The following is a 17575-nucleotide window of genomic DNA, read 5'->3' as shown; positions in this document are numbered from 1 at the left end:
AGTGCTGCCATGAATGAGTCAAACCAAACCGTATTAGTCGGTACGGGCGCCATTATCGAACTCTTGCTAAAAGGTGAGTTTATTTGCCGTACCACCAATGAAGATGGCTGGCGCGCATTGAAAAATAACAGCACCCGCGAGCGGGTCGAGGCTTATCTGAATCAAATCAATCGCACAGTGGCTTCGGCCGCCGAGGGAGATGTGTTTTTCTGCGGTTATTTGCAGTTAGGCGAAAGCGAACGCAAGGTGATTTCATCGCAGTTTAAGGATATTTGTCAGGCACTTATCCCTATGGTGGAGTGGCTGGTATTAGTGCAGGAAGCCAGCGGCCAAGATGCCCCCTTAAGCGAAGGCGCGCCAGTACGTTTAACCGAGTTGCAAAGCCGAATTGAAGATACGCCCGCGTTTCGTGAGCAGTTGGCCAAACTCAGTCAATACCGTTTATTTGGCTCAACCAGTACCAATAGCGATGCGCAAATTAAGTTAGTGTTCAAGCGCTTAGTGGAGCTTGGTTATCTGGTGCGCCCTAACGTGGAAAAACAAATTTATATCGCCACTGGCAAGTTGGATTACCTGTACGAAGTGATCCGCTTTATCGACGAGACCGAAGGCCTCAGCCTTGAAGCGCAGGCGGAAACGGCGACGCAGCGGGATTTACTATGATGCCTTGGACGATAACGCACAGCTTCAACCAAGGAGGCCGCGATGAGTAGTAACTTACATCAGGCTGGGGTTAAGCTACTCAAGCAGTTAGGTCGCCATGCAGACATTATTATGGACGCCTATCTGGCAGGCTCGCTCAAGGAAGAGAGCCATGACCCCGCCGTAGTTGAAAAACTCAAGCAGGCAGGGATTTTATGGCGCCCAGAGCCAGACCAAGAGCTGCGCCTTAAACGCTCGGTGCGTGCCTTGCTCGAAGAGGGCCTAAGTGATGAACGCAATCGCCAAATCGACTCCAACGTCGGCTCAGCGCTCGCCACCATTAAGACCTTGGCCGACCATTATAAAGAAGCGCGCCACAGCTCAGATTACAGCGCCGCCGAGGCGTATCTGTCTGATTTAAGTGAGCATGTGTATAGCTTTGCCGACAGTTTACGTTACTCCATCCGCGTGTTGTGGGGACGCATCAACAACGAGTTCGGTTATGTCGGTACCATTAACGCTAAGATCCGTGAAAACGAACTCGCTCAAAGCCAAGTATCTGAATTGCTCAATGGCTTGGAGATGTTCCAGTTTAGCGAATTAGGTGAAATCGCCGGTGATATCCGTGAGCTGCGTAAGCTGCTGGTGACGACTTTGCAGGAAACCATGAGCGACTGCGCCCAGGAACTCAGTGTGGTGCAGGGCAGGTTGCTGGAACTTCTCGGCCGCTTTAGGCAAATTCGCGGCCGTACTCGCTTGCTTAAGGGCTGGTTACTGTACACCGATTTGCATCCGGATTATCGCCCTGCGGACCATGTGTCTCATAAGGAAATCCCAAGCCTTTTCAATCGCGCCGAAGTGTTATTGGCCCCAGCGTCTGTGGATGTGCATAACGCCAGCCAAGAGTTTGAGCTGATGAACATTGTCGCCCATATCAAGGCAATTAGCCGCCAGGGCATAGTCGAGACTGTACGCGAGCAGGATGTGGCCGTGCCGCTGACGCAGAATGAAGACTTTGATATTCCTGATAATCCACTCAAGCAAGCGGTCGACACTTACTTTGTCGACGTGATTGAGTCGGGCTTACGTCAGTCGGCGCTCGATTACTTAGCTGAAAAAGCCCTGCCATGGGATGCCGAAAGCTGGATTTATCAAGTGATTGGCGGCTACGAAGGCTTACCCGATGAGCATAAGGCCTATTTCGAGTTAGAGCCCTTAGGCGAACCCCATCCGATCTACAGCGGTAACTTTATTATCCGCGATGTGGAATTATGGCTCGCCTAGGTAAACAGCAGTTGCAACTCTTGGAGGGCGTTTATCTTAATCGCTCTCCAAGGGTAAAACTCAGCCCGAATTGGCGAACGATTTACCGCGAGTTAGAAGTGGGCGAGCTGGATGGTGCGGAAAAATATTTGTGTTTTGTGCCGCGAGATTTTGAGTTGCTGCGCCAAGGTGTATTGGCAAAAGAGGGCGTCGATTTACAGGCGCTGGACTTTAATCTAGACCGTATCGCCATGTCCGCTCAAAGCCAGAATGAAAAGCTGGCGAGTATCCGCCCAGAAGCCGAGTATGTTTTGTTGAAGTATCTCGGTTTTGAATCCCCTCCCATGGGGATGTCTGCGCGTTCTGCGTTACGCACTCCCTTAGATGAAGCGCAGCAGCTTTGCCATGAGCTTAATGTTAACGCCATCTTAGTGGTTGAAAACCTAGATATATTCGATGCCATCACCCAAGCGCGCTTACCCGCCGAACTTAGCCGCGTTATGGTGATTTACCGTGGTAGCGGCCACCATTCACCCATTGGTGTGCGACAGTTTTTACAGGCGATGGCGGGTAAAATGCCGATCATTGCCTTTACCGATCTCGACCCCGCAGGGCTGCAAATTGCCCATACCTTAACGGGCATGACCCATTGTATCGTGCCCCAGTTAGCGCTTTTTGCACCTAGCGAGTTACTCGCTATCCCACAGATTAATTCCGCTGATGACTTTGCCAAGCAAGCGCCTCAGGCTAAATACTTACTGTCAGCCGACTTAAAAAATTGGCAGCAATTAAGCCTTTGGTTAATTCAGCAACGCATTAGCATTAAACAGCAGCACCTGCTGGCGCATCGGCTTGAGCTAGTGCTACTGGCATATTGTTAGTCGTTACTCTTCACGATCTCTCTATTAACACCGTAATATGTAGATTTTAATTCTGATTAAATTGTTTATTTGGTTTTTAAATCTAGCATTATTCAAGCTGAATCGATTAATTGTGTTTATTTGGTTTAAATACTGTTTAAATTTTGATTTTTCAACTTGCATCTTAATAGCGCAATTATTAATCGATAATTTTATTTTTAATAAAAATCATATAAATACAAAATTTTTGTGATGAGTTTGGCTTAATTGAAAATGAAATAAGTAAATTTATTCATTGAATTTACTGTCAGCATGTTTCACTATCCCCGCCTGAACCGAAAAGGGAATGGCGATTTTGCTCATCAAGGAAGATGAATAATAAAAGATGAGCTATTTGGGGAAACCATAAGCATGATTAAATCACTTTCGACGCGGATCTTTATCGGTCTGTTTGCGGGACTTATTCTCGGCACCTTAGTGCAATATTTTCTAAACGATATTGGCTTCTTTTCTGGCAATTTAGTCGAACTGGCTGGCGGCGTCGGCACTATGTTCGTCAATATGATCATGATGTTGGTCGTGCCTCTGGTGTTTGTCAGTATCGTTTGCGGCGTGTGTGAGCTGCAGGACTTAAAAAGCTTTGGCCGCCTTGGCGGCAAAACCTTCGGCTTTTACATCGTTAATACCGTGGTCGCTATCTCAACCGCCCTGTTAGTGGTGCTATTGCTCGACCCTGGTAAAGGCGTCGATATGAGCAGTACCGATGGTGTGGCGATTACCGCGACCGAACTTCCCAGCTTAATGGCGCTGCTGATTGATATAGTGCCGCGCAACCCGGTGGCGGCTTTTATGTCGGGCAATATGCTGCAAGTGATCTTTATGGCACTGATGCTGGGCGGGGTGATTAAATCCCTCGGCGAGCATGTGGCTGGCGCGGTACAAGGTTTTCAAACCGCCAATAAAATCATGATGAAACTGATTTCTGTGGTGATGAGCCTTGCACCTTATGGCGTGTTTGCGCTGATGTTTAAGTTAGGCGCCACCTTAGATGCGGCAGTATTTATGAGCGTGCTCGAATATGTCGTGATCATTCTGGCGCTGTTATTACTGTGGATTTTTGTGGTCTATCCGCTGGCGGTGGGATTCTTCACACCGATTTCGGCCAAGAGCTTTCGCGAGAAAACCCAAGAGCAAGTGCTGTTTTCCCTGTCTACTGCCAGCTCTAATGCCACGATTCCTGTGACTATGCGCACCCTAACGGAAAAGCTTGGGGTTAACCGCGCCGTGGCAGGTTTTGGTGTGCCGCTTGGGGCGACCATGAATATGGGCGGCGTGGCGATTTATATCACGATTGCGATCTTCTTTGTCGCCAATGCCTTCGGCATGCCAATCACCAGCGAGCAATTGCCATCGCTGCTGTTTAGTATCTTCCTGTTATCCGTTGGCGCGGGTGGTGTGCCCGGTGGCGGCATGGTGATGATTGGGGTATTAATCCATCAAATGGGCTTGCCGATTGAAGCCTTTGCGATTGTGGCCGCGCTGGATCGCATCATCGACATGGTGCTGACCTCCTGCAACGTGGTGGGGGATACGGCGGTGTTGACCATCGTCGACCAAACCGAAAAGGCTCATCAAGTCGAGCTGGTCGATAGCGAGTCTTAAATCGCACAACTAAAAAAGCCACTGATTACAGTGGCTTTTTTGTATCAGGACGAGACATGCCCTTACTGGCTGCACTTCTGTTTTAGTTGGCTGACCGCTTCACTAAATCCCACGGCCACTAAGGTTGAGCTAGTGTATTTGCTTGAGCGAAACGAAACAGCCTCAAGGCTTAGCTCTTGAGTTTGCAACTGAGCTAATGCCTGCCACAGATCGTCATCGGCCTTTGGCAAACTGGTAAAGTTCATCAAGGTCGCGGTGCCGCGGAATTTCACACTGTGCTGCTTGTCGCTGCGAATAATTAGCACGCTCGGATCGCTACCAAATGCAAAGGATTCACCCATAGTGACGTTTAAAATGGGTTGGGTTTCGCCAACGGAGCAGCTCAAGCTCAGCTTGAGGCCTTTATCAATAAAGTCGATGCTATGGCTTTTAGGGACGGGTTCTGCGGTGTCTAAGCTTGTGGCTAAATCTTCCTTGGCATATGCGTAGCCTAAATGACTGACGAGCATGAGGGCCAGTAACTGTGTTTTCACTTTACTACCTTGTTAATTGTGCGGACGAATACAGGTGATGATTTGTGTTGCTACATTGTCAAAATGTTGGCGATTATAAAGAATCTTGACGCATTTTAATAACCCTTTTGGGTTAATTGGTCTTGAATTTGATTCAAAAGGTTAGCCTTTGGTATCAAACGCCGTTTAGGTTGAAACTCGGGCTATTATCTCAAGCAATAATTTCAATTCAAACATGCACTTATGCAATGCCGACTAAATTAATACCAAAGTGCGAGGCACATTTTTTGTTCATAAAATAAAAAAGCCACTATTATCAGTGGCTTGTTTTAATCTTTGGCACTCGGCATTGTTTGGCAATGGCTGGTTTCGTGATGCATAGCACTCACTCTCAAACAGCAATGCCGCTTACGGGGCGATGTCGCCGTTTATTTACGAGTCATCTTATCCAAGTAACCCATGGCAAATGCCGACACCACGAAGGTGATATGGATAAGCAAGTACCACATGATTTTGTCGTTATCGATATTCTTCACATCCATAAAGATTTTCAGTAGGTGAATTGACGAAATCGCCACAATGGAGGCGGCCACTTTGTTTTTTAGTGAGCCCGAATCTAATTTACCCAACCAGCTGAGCTTCTCACTGTCTTCGCCGACATCCAGCTGCGAGACAAAATTCTCGTAGCCAGAAAACATCACCATCACAATCAGACCGCCCACTAGGGTGATATCAATTAAGGACAGGGTGACCAGCACCAGATCCACTTCGGTCATCTCAAAAATAATCGGCAGAATATGGAAGATCTCTTGGAAGAATTTAATGCCTAAACCCAACAACACTAGACTCAGTCCCAAGTAGATGGGCGCCATAATCCAGCGTGATGCGTACATTAGCCTTTCAAATATTTTTTCCATATGGAGCAAATCCTTAGTGGTTAAAGCTTAATAATCGAATCTATGAAGCCAAAACAATAACATACTGGGTTAACGCCGCGCTATCGGCCAATCGCAAAGGCGTGAGGTATATGCAGGTTAGCCTGTATAGGCTGATATGTTCTGATCAACACTAGATTTGCGGTTTAGTGAATCAATTTAATGGTTATCTAATGCGGCCTTACGGCCGAGGTAAGTCAAAGTCGTGGGTCTTCAACCCACACCCGACCAAGAGGGGATCAACAGCAATTCCCTCTTGGATCTCCCTTGCCGCCCCTAGCGAAGTTACATGCATTGGTTAGTGGCTTCGTGCTTATTCAAAAATCGCTAACGCCCTTCAGCAACTTCGCAGGGGAAGGTGAACTTCTGTGGTCCCAGTGTTGGCTGCTAATCCTAAAAGAGTTGTGCCTGCCTCATCTTTCTGAACTAATCTGGTATTCAAAGTGTACTATCACTCTGCATAGCCATTTAGATTCATATTATTTAAGCCTTCAATAGCAAATAATTTTCTTAACTCAATATCTATTTGGCATGAATCTAGAAAGTGACCTTGAACAAATTGACGAAATAGGATGAGAGCAAAGTTTGCAATATCATCAAGCGAACCTAATGCTTTGAAAATTTCATATATTAATCTAGACAGACTTTGTTCGCAGGTATCGCCTTCGAGACAGAGCATTGAAGACTCGCAGCAAGCATACACAACATGTTCGGTATATCTCCATTCGAAGAAGCTTCGCTGAGCTTTGAGTTCAATATATGCTGAGCACATTGATTTCAAACAACACTCCGTTAAAACTTGCAGTGCTATATCTGTAGATGGGTAGTTATTCGGATACATTTTAAGTATTTTGGCTGCAAGGTATTGGCCTTTTTCTTTCTGGCTACATAGTTCAACTACATCTCTGTGCATTATTGGGACAGTCAAACCATATTGAACATGACATTCAGCATGTCGACTTTCAGTTGTCTTTGTCGCTATACTGGCGTCGTTCATGAACTGGCTTACGTTAGCTAGTGGTATATCAAACTGTCGATAAAAAGAGCAAAAAATTGAATCTAAACAAAGGAAAGGTATAGAGTGAGACATTGATGCCTTGAGAGAACTGTAGTGAGATATATCGAGAATATCTTTCACCTTAGTTATTATCTCCGGCATATCGATACTTTTAGATGATATTAACTCGCACATACCATACAACAATTGCAGATTGTTAAAAGAAGCATCTCTAGCAATATCATCAGCTGTTGTTTTTAGGAAGCCTTGCTCAAATTTAGAAATGGATAAATAATCGGCACGACCAGTATGTTCTATCCAATCAGAAACAATTTCCTTTGTCTCTCTAGTGATATAAAGTTTGATTCCTGTACGAATGAGGCCATGGCAAAAACCTGTGAGAGATAAATAAGTTAGAGAAAGTACATCAAGGACAACTGACTCTTTGATGATTTCGCCATCAGAATATAAATTTAAAGTTGAATTGCTTTTTTTATCAAAAAGATAAAGAAACGAGCCTCGAATTAAATCGTTTTGGTGAGTTTGGTGTAATCGCATTAGGAGGGGGATAGTCTTCCCATTAATTTCGGCATCAATAATTTGTTTTTTTTGAGATATGGCGCCTATTTGGTTTAAAAGATCTTCAACATTTCCCTCTTCAAACCAAAGTTGGTAGAAACAATCAGAGCCAGGATTTGTGTCGTTACGGATATTAATCGATATCCGAAAAGCGCCCACGATAGGTGGCAGTCTCTCAATTACTTGATAGGTCGCCAATCCTACTTCAATTTTATCACCTACATGAGCATCCTTGAGACTCTTACCCAAAAGAGTATCAGTGCCCAATAGATATTCACTATGTTCACCACTATCAACTAATAGTTTTGTATACGTACGATTACCGGAGCGATATACAATGGCATTGGAACATCGTTCGGAAGGATACTTAATATCAACAGGGTATTCACTGAGGTATATATTATTAAAGTGAAGGTTGGTAACGTTGATAGCCATTCCAACAGGATCGTCAATAAACCACTCTAATATGACAGATTCAGCTAAAGGTAAGTCAGTTTTTGCCATTAAATTAAGAAGTATAAAGCCTTCATAACTGTATTTTTCAATAATACTTTTAGGTATTTTTGATATAGTAAACGCTAATTCTTCTGATGAAGTCTTTGCTAAATGCAAAGATTGCAGTAGAACTCTCCAGTAGTAGCATGAATTTGGATATTTATTTAAAGCATTTTCTGTTAGTTGAATTGCTTTTTGAAAGTTTTCAGATGATATGGCTCTTTCAATCTTGATTGCCATGAATCTGTAGCTTTCTCCGACACCTTCCATTTTTTCTAACAGGTCATCTAATTTTACAAGCTGGTCCGAATCCAGTAATGCTTCTGCATATACATCTAATATAGGAGAGGCCCAAGGGGATGTAGGTAATAAAGGTTCTATCAGTTTAACGGCAAAAAGGGGAAGTCCAGCTCTACTCAAATTTTGACATAACTGGTGTATTGCTAACACATTAAAGCTAATTAAACTTTCATAATTTTTTTCTAAGAAATGCTCAACTTTTTCCGATAATGCTATTTTTTGTGGTGTATTTTCATGATCACAGGTAATGGCATGGAGAGATATCTGAATAAATTTTCTTATTTTCTCATCAGATACTCTTACATCTCCCCCATTATCTAACCATCGCTGTATCTCGCGATTGGTGACATTCCCTTTTTCCAAGGCATAAGAAATCTGGGAGAAATCCTCCTCGGTTATCTTCAAGTCTTCTTGCTTAAGTAAGAAACTAGGAGATATTGAGCTGTTTTTATATTTAGCGCTACTTGATAGTATGCTGGATATGTTTGGAATTATATTTTTAGCTTCTTCGATGTTTTTTGAGCAAAAATCTATTAATTCAGAGGCCTGAAACTGTGTTGAAGCTAGCAAAATAGCTGCTATATGCACTACGCGGAAATCATCATAACCTTTTACTAACTCTAAAGTTTTTATAATTTGCTCTTCTAGTTCTTTCATTAATTTACTATTGATTAGCCAGAAGTGATTACCATTGACTAACTTATGGATTTCGTAGGCGTTGGAAAGAGATAAAAGAATTTTACTGTTACTGTTTGGGTATCTATTTATTAACTCTTTTGATAGGTTAATGGCAAGTTGGAAGTCTTCATGTCTTATTGCACACCTAACTAGTGAGCATAATTCATGCTCGAATAATTCTGATATGCTCTGAGATGGAAATTGAGCTAGCTCTTCTTTGTTAGCGATTTTTTCGTAGAAAACTTCTGTTGTAAAGCTGCCTTTGTATTGGGAATTATAATATCTACTTCTAGCATCACTATTTGATGAAAGTGATAAGTAGTGAATATAAATCGATTCTACAATATCCTTTATTATAGAATTTGACCTAGGGCTACGTAGTAATTCAATAACAATTTCTTTTTTGATGTTGGCATCTTTTCCTTGCGCGGTACTTAACTTATACTGAAGTATCTCAAGTAAATTTTTGCATTCAGCATCAATGGAACCCACGGAGTTAAGGCTTGTCAAATACGTATTTGCTGTTTTCCAATCTCTATGGGTTATGGCATGAAGGAATTGCTTTGCATAGATAACCAAATCACTGGAAGAGAGACTGGTTATAATAATATCCCCAATAGTTATACCTGAGTTATCACCAGCGATAATATTGTGTCCAATACCAGTACCTTGTGTGATTGAACTGTTGGTCATAATTCTTACTCATTTCCTTTATTTACTACTATATTACCTACATGAATTTGAGCATTATCATTGGCGTTAATGTTGTGCCCAACTCTTGAAATTTGACTAATATGAGGGCTGTTAACGCAGCTTGGTATTTTTTTCAACAAATCAGTTAGTGGCTGATGTTCACTGATTTTCCTCTCCATAGAATGAGGTGCTAAATCTTCATTAACACCGGCTTCTTTAAGTTGTTCCACAATCCTGTTTATTTGCTTTTCGTCAACAATCCAACCTTGAAGCTTAGACTTTAGCAGCTCATAACCTATGGTTGCTCCATTTTTAACCCCATCGTAGATGAGGCCTGAAAGTATTGCTGCGGTTAGGTATTCCATTGAGTTCCTCTTGATTTAAGCTCTTTGAAAGGGCGATTTATAGCTTTGTTACATCTAAACAAGCTAGCTTTAACCGTTTAGTTAGGTTTCTCATTTTTCCGATGGAAAAATGGGATCGACCCGAATCTCTGTTTATTTTATTTCTCATGTACTTAGCCTTTATTTGAAGCTGTAACTTAGAACCAATTTTTTCCAAGCTTTAAATTACCTGTGAGCTATGACTGCAATCTTGGCAGGTGAGGGTATAGCTCTGGTTGCGTTTTTGTATTTTGATATTTTTGCTTTGGCACTGTGGGCATGCTTGTTTCATTGGCGTGTTTTTAGTGCATTGATTGCATTTTATGTAGTAACCAAACTTACCGTACATCGGGGTGTAGTTTGTTGATTCTCCGCAATGTTTACAGCGAAGCATGCTGTTTGTTGTAGGTTGCGATATTGGTTGGTTTTTTACTTCTGCCACTTTGTTAACGGCAAAGGAGGCTACAGGTTCTTTGATTTGTGGTGTATGTACGGGCGTTATTTCACTCGCAGCTTGAGATTGGTCTAGGTGGCGATCGATTAAGAACTTAGCGATTGAATTCAGCTCTTCTTGATTAAAGTCTGGGCGGGGATCACTCACATTAATAATTCGGAAGAATTTGCTTTTAAGATTCATAATCTTTTCAAGCTTCTCGACTAAAAACTCTGTCTTAACTAACTGCTCTGAAACTGCCGCAGGCATAGTTTCTCTGTTGATGACCGCATCGCTTGAGACCGCACATAAATGATCCCAACACCGCATACCAAAGCCTTGCTGTCTTATCCCGAGTAACTTACCGAGAATTTCACTTCTATGCTGCTTCAGCATCTCTTTAAGCAGTGATTGTTGTAGTTCAACCTGTTTGATAGGTGATGGCATACCAAACCAGTTATTGCCGTGACTGCGTGTCCATTCGCCATGTTGGTTTACATCTACATGACCTTTTATGCTTTTAGACTCAATTAAAACAAAGCCGTAGGGATAAATAATTAAGTGATCAATTTGAGCTGTTTCGCCGTTAAAGGTGAATCGAAAATCATTGATAACGAGTACTTCTGGATGATCTTTGAAAGCGCGGCGCAGATAGAAGGCAACGTCCTGTTCTTGTTTTTGACCCGCAATCGTTTGTGGTGTTTGGGTATTTTGCAGTGTTTTAGTTTTCAGAATCATTTATCAACAGCGTCCATTCATAACTTGATAATAATCGGTTTCATAATACCCACTGTGCCATTGAAAGATAAAGACAAAAATCGCTAAACGTTAACGTTGGTCAAAGATAGGAAAGTGCAACTCTTTGGGGATTTACAGCCAACACAGAAGTTACAGAAGTTCACCTTCCCCTGCGAAGTTGCCGCGGGGCGTTGGAATAAATTGCGTGAGTCCGGTCAGGGATGACCGGCTAGCTTTCGGGGTACAGGATGTACCATCGGAAGCGATAGCAATTTATCCATAAGACCAAGGCTAGTCTCTAATACATGTAACTTCGCTAGGGACGCCGGGGGATTTCCAAAAGGGGAACAGGCGTTTTTCCCCTTTTGGTCGGGTGTGGGTTGAAGACCCACGACTTTGATTCACCTCGGCCGTTAGGCCGCAATTACTAATCGTGATTCACAGCGATAACTTTGTTAGCGTGACACCAAACAAATCATCACGATTGATTGAGGGTGAAGCCCCACGACGTTAAACTTTCTCGGCCGTAAGGCCGCATTTAAAAAGCGAATGTCGCATTCCGCAACAATAAAAAAGCCACTGTGGTCAGTGGCTTTTATCATAAAAAAATCAAAGCTTAAGCGATTCGGCTTAGTCCAGCGTTGGTTCTTCGCTGTAATCGATACCATGGTAGCTTAGGCAAGCGTCCACTTCATTGGCGCTACCTAGGATAACTGCAACGCGTTGGTGAATTTGGGTTGGTTGAATATCCAAAATGGTTTCATAACCAGTAGAGGCTTTACCGCCAGCTTGCTCTACTAACAAGGCCATTGGGTTGGCTTCGTACATTAAACGCAGCTTGTATGGCTTTTTCGGATCTTTATTGTCGGTTGGGTAAGTAAAAATACCGCCGCGAGAAAGTACGCGGTGCACGTCACCGACCATGGCAGCAATCCAGCGCATGTTGAAGGATTTTTCGCGCGGGCCAATTTTGCCTAGCAGTAAATCGGCGATATAGGTCTGCATTGGCGCTTCCCAAAAACGTTGGTTCGACATGTTAATGGCGAATTCTTGGGTGTCAGGGCTGATGCTCATGGCCGCGTTGGTCAGTAAAAATTCGTTGGTTTCTGGGTGCAGGGTAAAGAGTTGCACGCCTTGGCCTGTGGTGAGCGCGAGCATGGTTGATGGACCGTAGAGCACATAACCTGCGGCTAACTGATTGCGGCCAGATTGTAGGAAGCTCGCCTCGGTTAACTCACCCTGTGGTGCTGGTAAAACAGAGAAAATCGTGCCGACTAGCGAGTTGATATCGATATTTGATGAACCATCTAAAGGGTCGAAACACACCAGATATTGACCATTGGCGCTGACTTCAACCACATGATCTTCTTCCTCAGAGGCTAAGCCGCGCACTGTGCCGTCGGCTTTTAATGCATCTTTGAGCATATCGTTGGTGATGATATCCAGTTTTTTCTGGGTTTCACCTTGCACGTTTTCCTGTTCGGTCGCGCCTAACACGCCAGCTAAGGCACCGTGGCGCACGGCATGGCTGATGGCTTTGGAGGTGTCGGCTAAGGTCAAAATCAGTTGCGAGAGGGATTCGTTCACTGCCTTTGAGGTTAAGTGCTGGGCAAGAGTCTGCATGTTAGGTCCTTTAGGGGTTCAACATTGAGGTCAATTTCATTATTTGCCGCGAATAATAACTCAGTTAGTCGACAATTTCAGCGATGTTGCTGTGGGTTTTAATCAATTTAAGCCAAGAGGGTTATCCCTTTGTGTCAGACTGAGTGGGTTATCTTGAAAATTGCGCTAACCGCAGGAGTTCGCCAGCTAATTTGTATCTGTATATTGCCTGCGCTTTTTATTTAGGCTTTGCCTTGGCACAATGACGGCAGTTTTTGATCGCCACCTTAAGGCGAGTATGCTTCCAAGGAATAATAATGACTAAAAATGGGTTAGCTTCTTCCCTGCGCTCGGTGACATTGGGCGCCTCATCCCTACTGATAGCGAGTCAACTGGCCATGGTTTCTAGCGCGATATTGACCCCCGCCTATGCGCTTGAAGGCGGCACAACGCCGCTGACTATCGAGCGCATGAATGCTTCGCCTGCCTTGGCGGGCACGAGTCCCCGTGGATTAAAGTTATCCCCAGATGGTCAAAGAGTGACCTATCTTGCGGGACGTAAAGACAACCAAAACTTTTACGATCTCTGGCAGATGGATGTGAAGACGGGCGAATCTAGCCTGTTGCTAAACGCCGATAAGCTGGCGAGCAATGAGTTATCCGATGAAGAAAAGGCCCGCCGTGAGCGCCAACGTATTTATGGCGAAGGCATTATGGAATATTTCTGGGCGGACGATAGCAAGGCGCTGTTGATCCCTGCTTCGGGGAATCTGTATTACTTCTCCTTAGCGGATAACAGCGTCAGCCAACTGCCGATAGGCGAGGGCTTTGCCACCGATGCGCGCCTATCGCCCAAGGGCAATTTTGTGTCCTTCGTGCGGGACCAAAATCTGTATGTGCTCAATTTAGCGACTAAAAAGCTTGAGGCCATGACCACAGACGGTGGCGGCGCGATTAAAAATGCCATGGCGGAATTTGTCGCCCAGGAAGAAATGGATCGCATGACGGGTTACTGGTGGGCGCCCGATGAGTCGGCCATCGCCTTTACCCGTATTGATGAGTCTGGTGTTGAGTTAGTCACCCGCAATGAAATCTACGCCGATGGCATTAAGCTTACCGAGCAGCGTTACCCTGCTGCGGGTAAAAACAATGTCGAGATCCAACTGGGTGTTGTGACCCTTAATAATAAAGCCATCAATTGGGTCACCTTAAGCGATGATAAAAATAAGGATATTTACCTGCCTCGCGTCGATTGGTTGCCGGATAGCAAGCATTTATCCTTTCAATGGCAGAGCCGCGATCAACAAAAATTAGACCTGCAAATGGTGGCGCTCGATGCGCTGACCAAGCCGAAAACCTTAGTCAAAGAGCGCAGCGATGCTTGGGTGAATCTAAACAATGACCTGCACTTCTTAAAGCAGCAATCGGCGTTTATCTGGGCCTCGGAGCGTGACGGCTTTAATCATCTCTATTTGTTTGACCTAAAAGGTAAGCTGAAGACGCAACTGACCAAGGGCAATTGGGCAGTCGATGAGCTGGAATATATCGATGAAACCGCAGGCTGGGTGTATTTCACCGGCCGCAAAGATACCCCTATCGAAAAACACCTCTACCGTGTGCCGTTAGCGGGTGGCAAGGTTGAGCGCGTGAGCAGCGAGGCGGGGATGCATAATCCGGTATTTGCCGATAGTCAAAGCGTGTATTTGGATTATTTCAATAGCTTATCTCAGCCGCCACAGATCAGTTTGCACGGCGATAAGGGCCAACATCTGGCGTGGGTCGAGCAGAACCAAGTCAAAGCAGGTCATCCTTTGTATGACTATGCTGGCCTGTGGCAACTGCCTGAGTTTAAAGAGCTTAAGGCGGAAGATGGACAAGTCTTACAAACGCGTCTCTTTAAACCTGTGCCCTTCGATGCGAACAAAAAGTACCCCGTAGTCGTGCGCGTTTATGGCGGCCCACATGCGCAATTGGTGACCAATAGTTGGAGTGAGCAGGATTACTTTACCCAATACTTAGTGCAGCAAGGTTATGTGGTATTTCAACTGGATAACCGTGGCAGTGCCCACAGAGGCACTCAGTTCGAACAGGTAATTTACCGTCACTTGGGCGAGGCGGAAGTGAACGACCAAAAGGTTGGCGTCGATTATCTGCGCAGCTTGCCCTTTGTCGATAGCAATAATGTGGCGATTTATGGCCACAGCTACGGCGGTTATATGGCCTTGATGAGTCTGTTTAAGGCGCCGGATTACTTTAAGGCGGCGATTTCGGGCGCGCCCGTCACCGATTGGCGTTTGTACGACACTCACTACACCGAGCGTTATCTCGCCCATCCCGCGAATAATGAACAAGGTTACGAAGCTAGTAGCGTGTTCCCCTATGTGAAAAACTATCAGTCTGGGCTATTGATGTACCACGGCATGGCCGACGATAACGTGTTGTTTGAAAACAGTACTCGCGTGTATAAGGCGTTGCAGGACGAAGGCAAACTGTTCCAGATGATTGATTATCCGGGTTCTAAGCATTCGATGCGCGGTGAGAAAGTGCGTAATCACTTATATCGCTCGCTGGCGGATTTCCTCGATAGACAGCTTAAAAGCGGAAAATAACCCACAGCAGGGCGCTGTTTAAGCAAGCGATTGCCGTTATCCAAGAGTGAGGCTAACACCTCACTCTTTTTTTACACTCGGTATTTGGCTAATACCTTAGCTACCACCTTAGCAAGCACCTGAGTTAAGGCTGTGGATCGCACTTGGTCGTGAGTAAGTGCTCGATATCCAATCGATGCGCTTAAGGTTTGCGATGGCTATTTCAGCTTGGCGATTCAAGTTTAGCGATTCAAGTTTGGCGGGTGATAAAGCGGGGCAGAGGATTTGCCATATTGCAGAGATAAAAAAACCAGATCCGAGGATCTGGTTTTTTATTATTCAAACGGACTGAGAAGATTAGTCTTCTAAGTTACCGCAGAAACGGTAGCCTTCACCGTGGATAGTCGCGATGATTTCTGGCGTATCAGGCAAGCTTTCGAAGTGCTTACGGATACGGCGGATAGTCACGTCAACAGTACGGTCGTGTGGCTTTAACTCACGGCCAGTCATCTTCATCAGCAGATCGGCACGAGTTAAGATTTTGCCTGGGTTTTCAACAAAGTGCAGCATAGCGCGGAATTCGCTACGTGGCAGCTTGTAAGATTCACCCTGTGGGCTCACCAGAGAACGGCTATTGATCTCTAGGCTCCAATCGTTGAAACGGTAGTATTCGACAGAGCTCTTTTCTTCGACTTCGTTACCAGCGCTATTCACACGAGTCAGAAGGTTGCGAGCACGAATCGTCAATTCACGTGGGTTGAACGGCTTGGTAATATAATCGTCCGCGCCAATTTCAAGTCCAAGGATTTTGTCGACTTCGTTGTCACGGCCTGTCAGGAAGATCAGACCGATGTTGTTGATTTCACGTAATTCACGTGCCAACAACAGACCGTTTTTACCTGGTAGGTTAATGTCCATAACCACTAGGTTAATTTTGTTTTCCTGCATAGCCTTATGCATTTCTGCGCCATCATTGGCCTCAGTTACCACATACCCTTCTGCCTCGAAAATACTTCTCAGCGTGTTACGGGTAACGGCTTCATCTTCAACGATCAGAATGTGCGGATTTTGCATATTAATTACCTAAATTTTAACCAATTTTATTCTAACCATAAGGACCGCTTACATCGGATCCTTATATTCATAAAATGTTGATACTTCCTCTAACTGCTCTGTGCTTCAAAGGAAAGATCTTTACGGCGACACATCAGGATGTATATAAAGTGCACGTTTAAAGTGTAATACGATAAAACGTAACCAGTATCAACTTCGATAAGCAATAGTTATAAATAGTTCCTTAACTATTGTTTTTTTTTAAAATGTTTAAATGATAACTCAAATGTAGAACACATTTTAAAAGATGTCTGGCTAGCCTTGGGTGATTTCACAGAGGAATCTAACAAACCCTTGTCAAGATTAAGCAAACTTAATGTTATCTGCTCAGCTAGCCAATGGCGTCATTGTACTCGTTTTAGGCATTTGTTAACAAATGAAATGTTAACAAATTTCTGGATGAGGCCCTGATTTACCATGATATTTACTTTAGTCATTGATTAGTATAACTAATGTATTTTTAATTCTTGTGACCTAGTTCACGCCTCTTTGGATTTTGGAGGCGCTCTGCTACACTAACTCGGGTTCATTTTTCGACTAGACTACCAATGGACAACATGACTCAAGATTTGTGGCAGCATTACCAGAAGCCGTTGTTTTTGCTTACTCAAGCATTATCCTGTGATTTTTCCTTTGCTGTAATTACCGCCCATAATCCCGCTTCAACCCTCCTCAGTCCCAGCCAAAACCGTTTACTCGACCGCCAACTTCTCCGTGATATTGAATTAATCGGCAGCCCCTATCGTGCAATGGTGGGCGCATCGCCAGATTTATCCCATATGGAAAAGAGCTGGGCGGTGTTTGTCGACAGAAGCATGGCGCTGCAGTTGGGGAAAAAGTTTAATCAATATGCCATCTACATGGTGGAAAAGGGCGAGGTGAGTTTAGTGCCTTGCACCATCACCGGGCATGATGAAGTGTGTTTAGGCCTGTTTAATGATCACGTGCGTTTGGTTTACGAACTGCCGGATCTAGCGACCTAAGCCGCGCGAGTTTATTACTATTTTTCTTATCCGGCTTTGCCTGTAAAGGGCAAGGCTAGGTCAGTTATTTTTTTAATCCTGTTAATGCCTGCATGATACCTCGCCGCCATTTTTGCTTT

Annotated in this window: 13 protein-coding genes; 6 read left to right on the top strand and 7 right to left on the bottom strand. The window is 44.4% G+C overall.

All coding sequences use genetic code 11. The annotated features are described in order from the left end of the window. Positions 1-9: 9 nt before the first annotated feature. The 4 genes from L2713_RS02205 (at position 10) to L2713_RS02190 (ending at position 4427) form a co-directional block, all read left to right on the top strand. Positions 10-663: a condensin complex protein MksE gene (locus tag L2713_RS02205; RefSeq protein ID WP_037422308.1), complete on the top strand. Its 654-nt coding sequence runs from the start codon at positions 10-12 to the stop codon at positions 661-663. Between the two features lie 42 nt (positions 664-705). Then, positions 706-1926, top strand: coding sequence for a hypothetical protein (locus L2713_RS02200; protein ID WP_011715822.1), 1221 nt, complete (start codon positions 706-708; stop codon positions 1924-1926). Next, positions 1914-2786 carry a DUF7281 domain-containing protein gene (locus L2713_RS02195; protein ID WP_248966728.1) on the top strand — a complete coding sequence of 291 codons (873 nt, stop codon included), beginning with the start codon at positions 1914-1916 and terminating at the stop codon, positions 2784-2786. The genes L2713_RS02200 and L2713_RS02195 overlap by 13 nt, the downstream gene beginning before the upstream one ends. Before the next feature lie 390 nt (positions 2787-3176). Continuing rightward, a complete protein-coding gene (locus L2713_RS02190; protein ID WP_248966726.1) occupies positions 3177-4427 on the top strand; it encodes a dicarboxylate/amino acid:cation symporter in 1251 nt (416 codons plus the stop codon). 62 nt (positions 4428-4489) lie between these two features. Here the strand turns inward: L2713_RS02190 and L2713_RS02185 are convergent, their stop codons facing one another. From L2713_RS02185 to L2713_RS02160, 6 genes are all read right to left on the bottom strand, one after another. Beyond that, positions 4490-4960, bottom strand: coding sequence for a hypothetical protein (locus L2713_RS02185; RefSeq protein WP_248966725.1), 471 nt, complete (start codon positions 4958-4960; stop codon positions 4490-4492). Between the two features lie 407 nt (positions 4961-5367). Then, positions 5368-5856: a TIGR00645 family protein gene (locus L2713_RS02180; protein ID WP_011621445.1), complete on the bottom strand. Its 489-nt coding sequence runs from the start codon at positions 5854-5856 to the stop codon at positions 5368-5370. 469 nt (positions 5857-6325) lie between these two features. Continuing rightward, the gene (gene gapS6b / locus L2713_RS02175; RefSeq protein WP_248966724.1) at positions 6326-9616 is read right to left on the bottom strand and encodes a GapS6b family protein; all 3291 of its coding nucleotides are present in this window, start codon (positions 9614-9616) and stop codon (positions 6326-6328) included. Positions 9617-9621: 5 nt separating this feature from the next. Continuing rightward, positions 9622-9981 carry a GapS6a family protein gene (gapS6a, locus tag L2713_RS02170; protein ID WP_248966723.1) on the bottom strand — a complete coding sequence of 120 codons (360 nt, stop codon included), beginning with the start codon at positions 9979-9981 and terminating at the stop codon, positions 9622-9624. Between the two features lie 199 nt (positions 9982-10180). Further along, the gene (locus L2713_RS02165) at positions 10181-11170 is read right to left on the bottom strand and encodes a nuclease-related domain-containing protein (RefSeq protein WP_248966722.1); all 990 of its coding nucleotides are present in this window, start codon (positions 11168-11170) and stop codon (positions 10181-10183) included. A gap of 630 nt (positions 11171-11800) precedes the next feature. Beyond that, the gene (locus L2713_RS02160; protein WP_248966721.1) at positions 11801-12793 is read right to left on the bottom strand and encodes a class 1 fructose-bisphosphatase; all 993 of its coding nucleotides are present in this window, start codon (positions 12791-12793) and stop codon (positions 11801-11803) included. Between the two features lie 296 nt (positions 12794-13089). Between L2713_RS02160 and L2713_RS02155 the strand changes: the two genes are divergently transcribed. Beyond that, a complete protein-coding gene (locus L2713_RS02155) occupies positions 13090-15381 on the top strand; it encodes a S9 family peptidase (RefSeq protein WP_248966719.1) in 2292 nt (763 codons plus the stop codon). Between the two features lie 336 nt (positions 15382-15717). Here L2713_RS02155 and arcA read toward each other — a convergent pair whose 3' ends face one another. Further along, positions 15718-16434, bottom strand: coding sequence for a two-component system response regulator ArcA (gene arcA / locus L2713_RS02150; RefSeq protein WP_007644695.1), 717 nt, complete (start codon positions 16432-16434; stop codon positions 15718-15720). A gap of 587 nt (positions 16435-17021) precedes the next feature. Between arcA and L2713_RS02145 the strand changes: the two genes are divergently transcribed. Next, positions 17022-17456, top strand: a complete 435-nt coding sequence (locus L2713_RS02145; RefSeq protein WP_011621450.1) for a DUF3293 domain-containing protein — start codon at positions 17022-17024, stop codon at positions 17454-17456. Positions 17457-17575 lie beyond the last annotated feature (119 nt).

This window comes from Shewanella seohaensis (assembly GCF_023283775.1).
Lineage (GTDB): Bacteria > Pseudomonadota > Gammaproteobacteria > Enterobacterales > Shewanellaceae > Shewanella > Shewanella seohaensis.
This window is presented reverse-complemented; position numbering and strand designations above follow the sequence as displayed.

Excerpts from the sequence above, each read along its gene's own strand:
- L2713_RS02205 (WP_037422308.1), top strand. The coding sequence starts at position 10 with ATGAATGAGTCAAACCAAACCGTATTAGTCGGTACGGGCGCCATTATC.
- L2713_RS02200 (WP_011715822.1), top strand. The coding sequence starts at position 706 with ATGAGTAGTAACTTACATCAGGCTGGGGTTAAGCTACTCAAGCAGTTA.
- L2713_RS02195 (WP_248966728.1), top strand. The coding sequence starts at position 1,914 with ATGGCTCGCCTAGGTAAACAGCAGTTGCAACTCTTGGAGGGCGTTTAT.
- L2713_RS02190 (WP_248966726.1), top strand. The coding sequence starts at position 3,177 with ATGATTAAATCACTTTCGACGCGGATCTTTATCGGTCTGTTTGCGGGA.
- L2713_RS02180 (WP_011621445.1), bottom strand. The coding sequence starts at position 5,856 with ATGGAAAAAATATTTGAAAGGCTAATGTACGCATCACGCTGGATTATG.
- gapS6b (WP_248966724.1), bottom strand. The coding sequence starts at position 9,616 with ATGACCAACAGTTCAATCACACAAGGTACTGGTATTGGACACAATATT.
- gapS6a (WP_248966723.1), bottom strand. The coding sequence starts at position 9,981 with ATGGAATACCTAACCGCAGCAATACTTTCAGGCCTCATCTACGATGGG.
- L2713_RS02165 (WP_248966722.1), bottom strand. The coding sequence starts at position 11,170 with ATGATTCTGAAAACTAAAACACTGCAAAATACCCAAACACCACAAACG.
- L2713_RS02160 (WP_248966721.1), bottom strand. The coding sequence starts at position 12,793 with ATGCAGACTCTTGCCCAGCACTTAACCTCAAAGGCAGTGAACGAATCC.
- L2713_RS02155 (WP_248966719.1), top strand. The coding sequence starts at position 13,090 with ATGACTAAAAATGGGTTAGCTTCTTCCCTGCGCTCGGTGACATTGGGC.
- arcA (WP_007644695.1), bottom strand. The coding sequence starts at position 16,434 with ATGCAAAATCCGCACATTCTGATCGTTGAAGATGAAGCCGTTACCCGT.
- L2713_RS02145 (WP_011621450.1), top strand. The coding sequence starts at position 17,022 with ATGGACAACATGACTCAAGATTTGTGGCAGCATTACCAGAAGCCGTTG.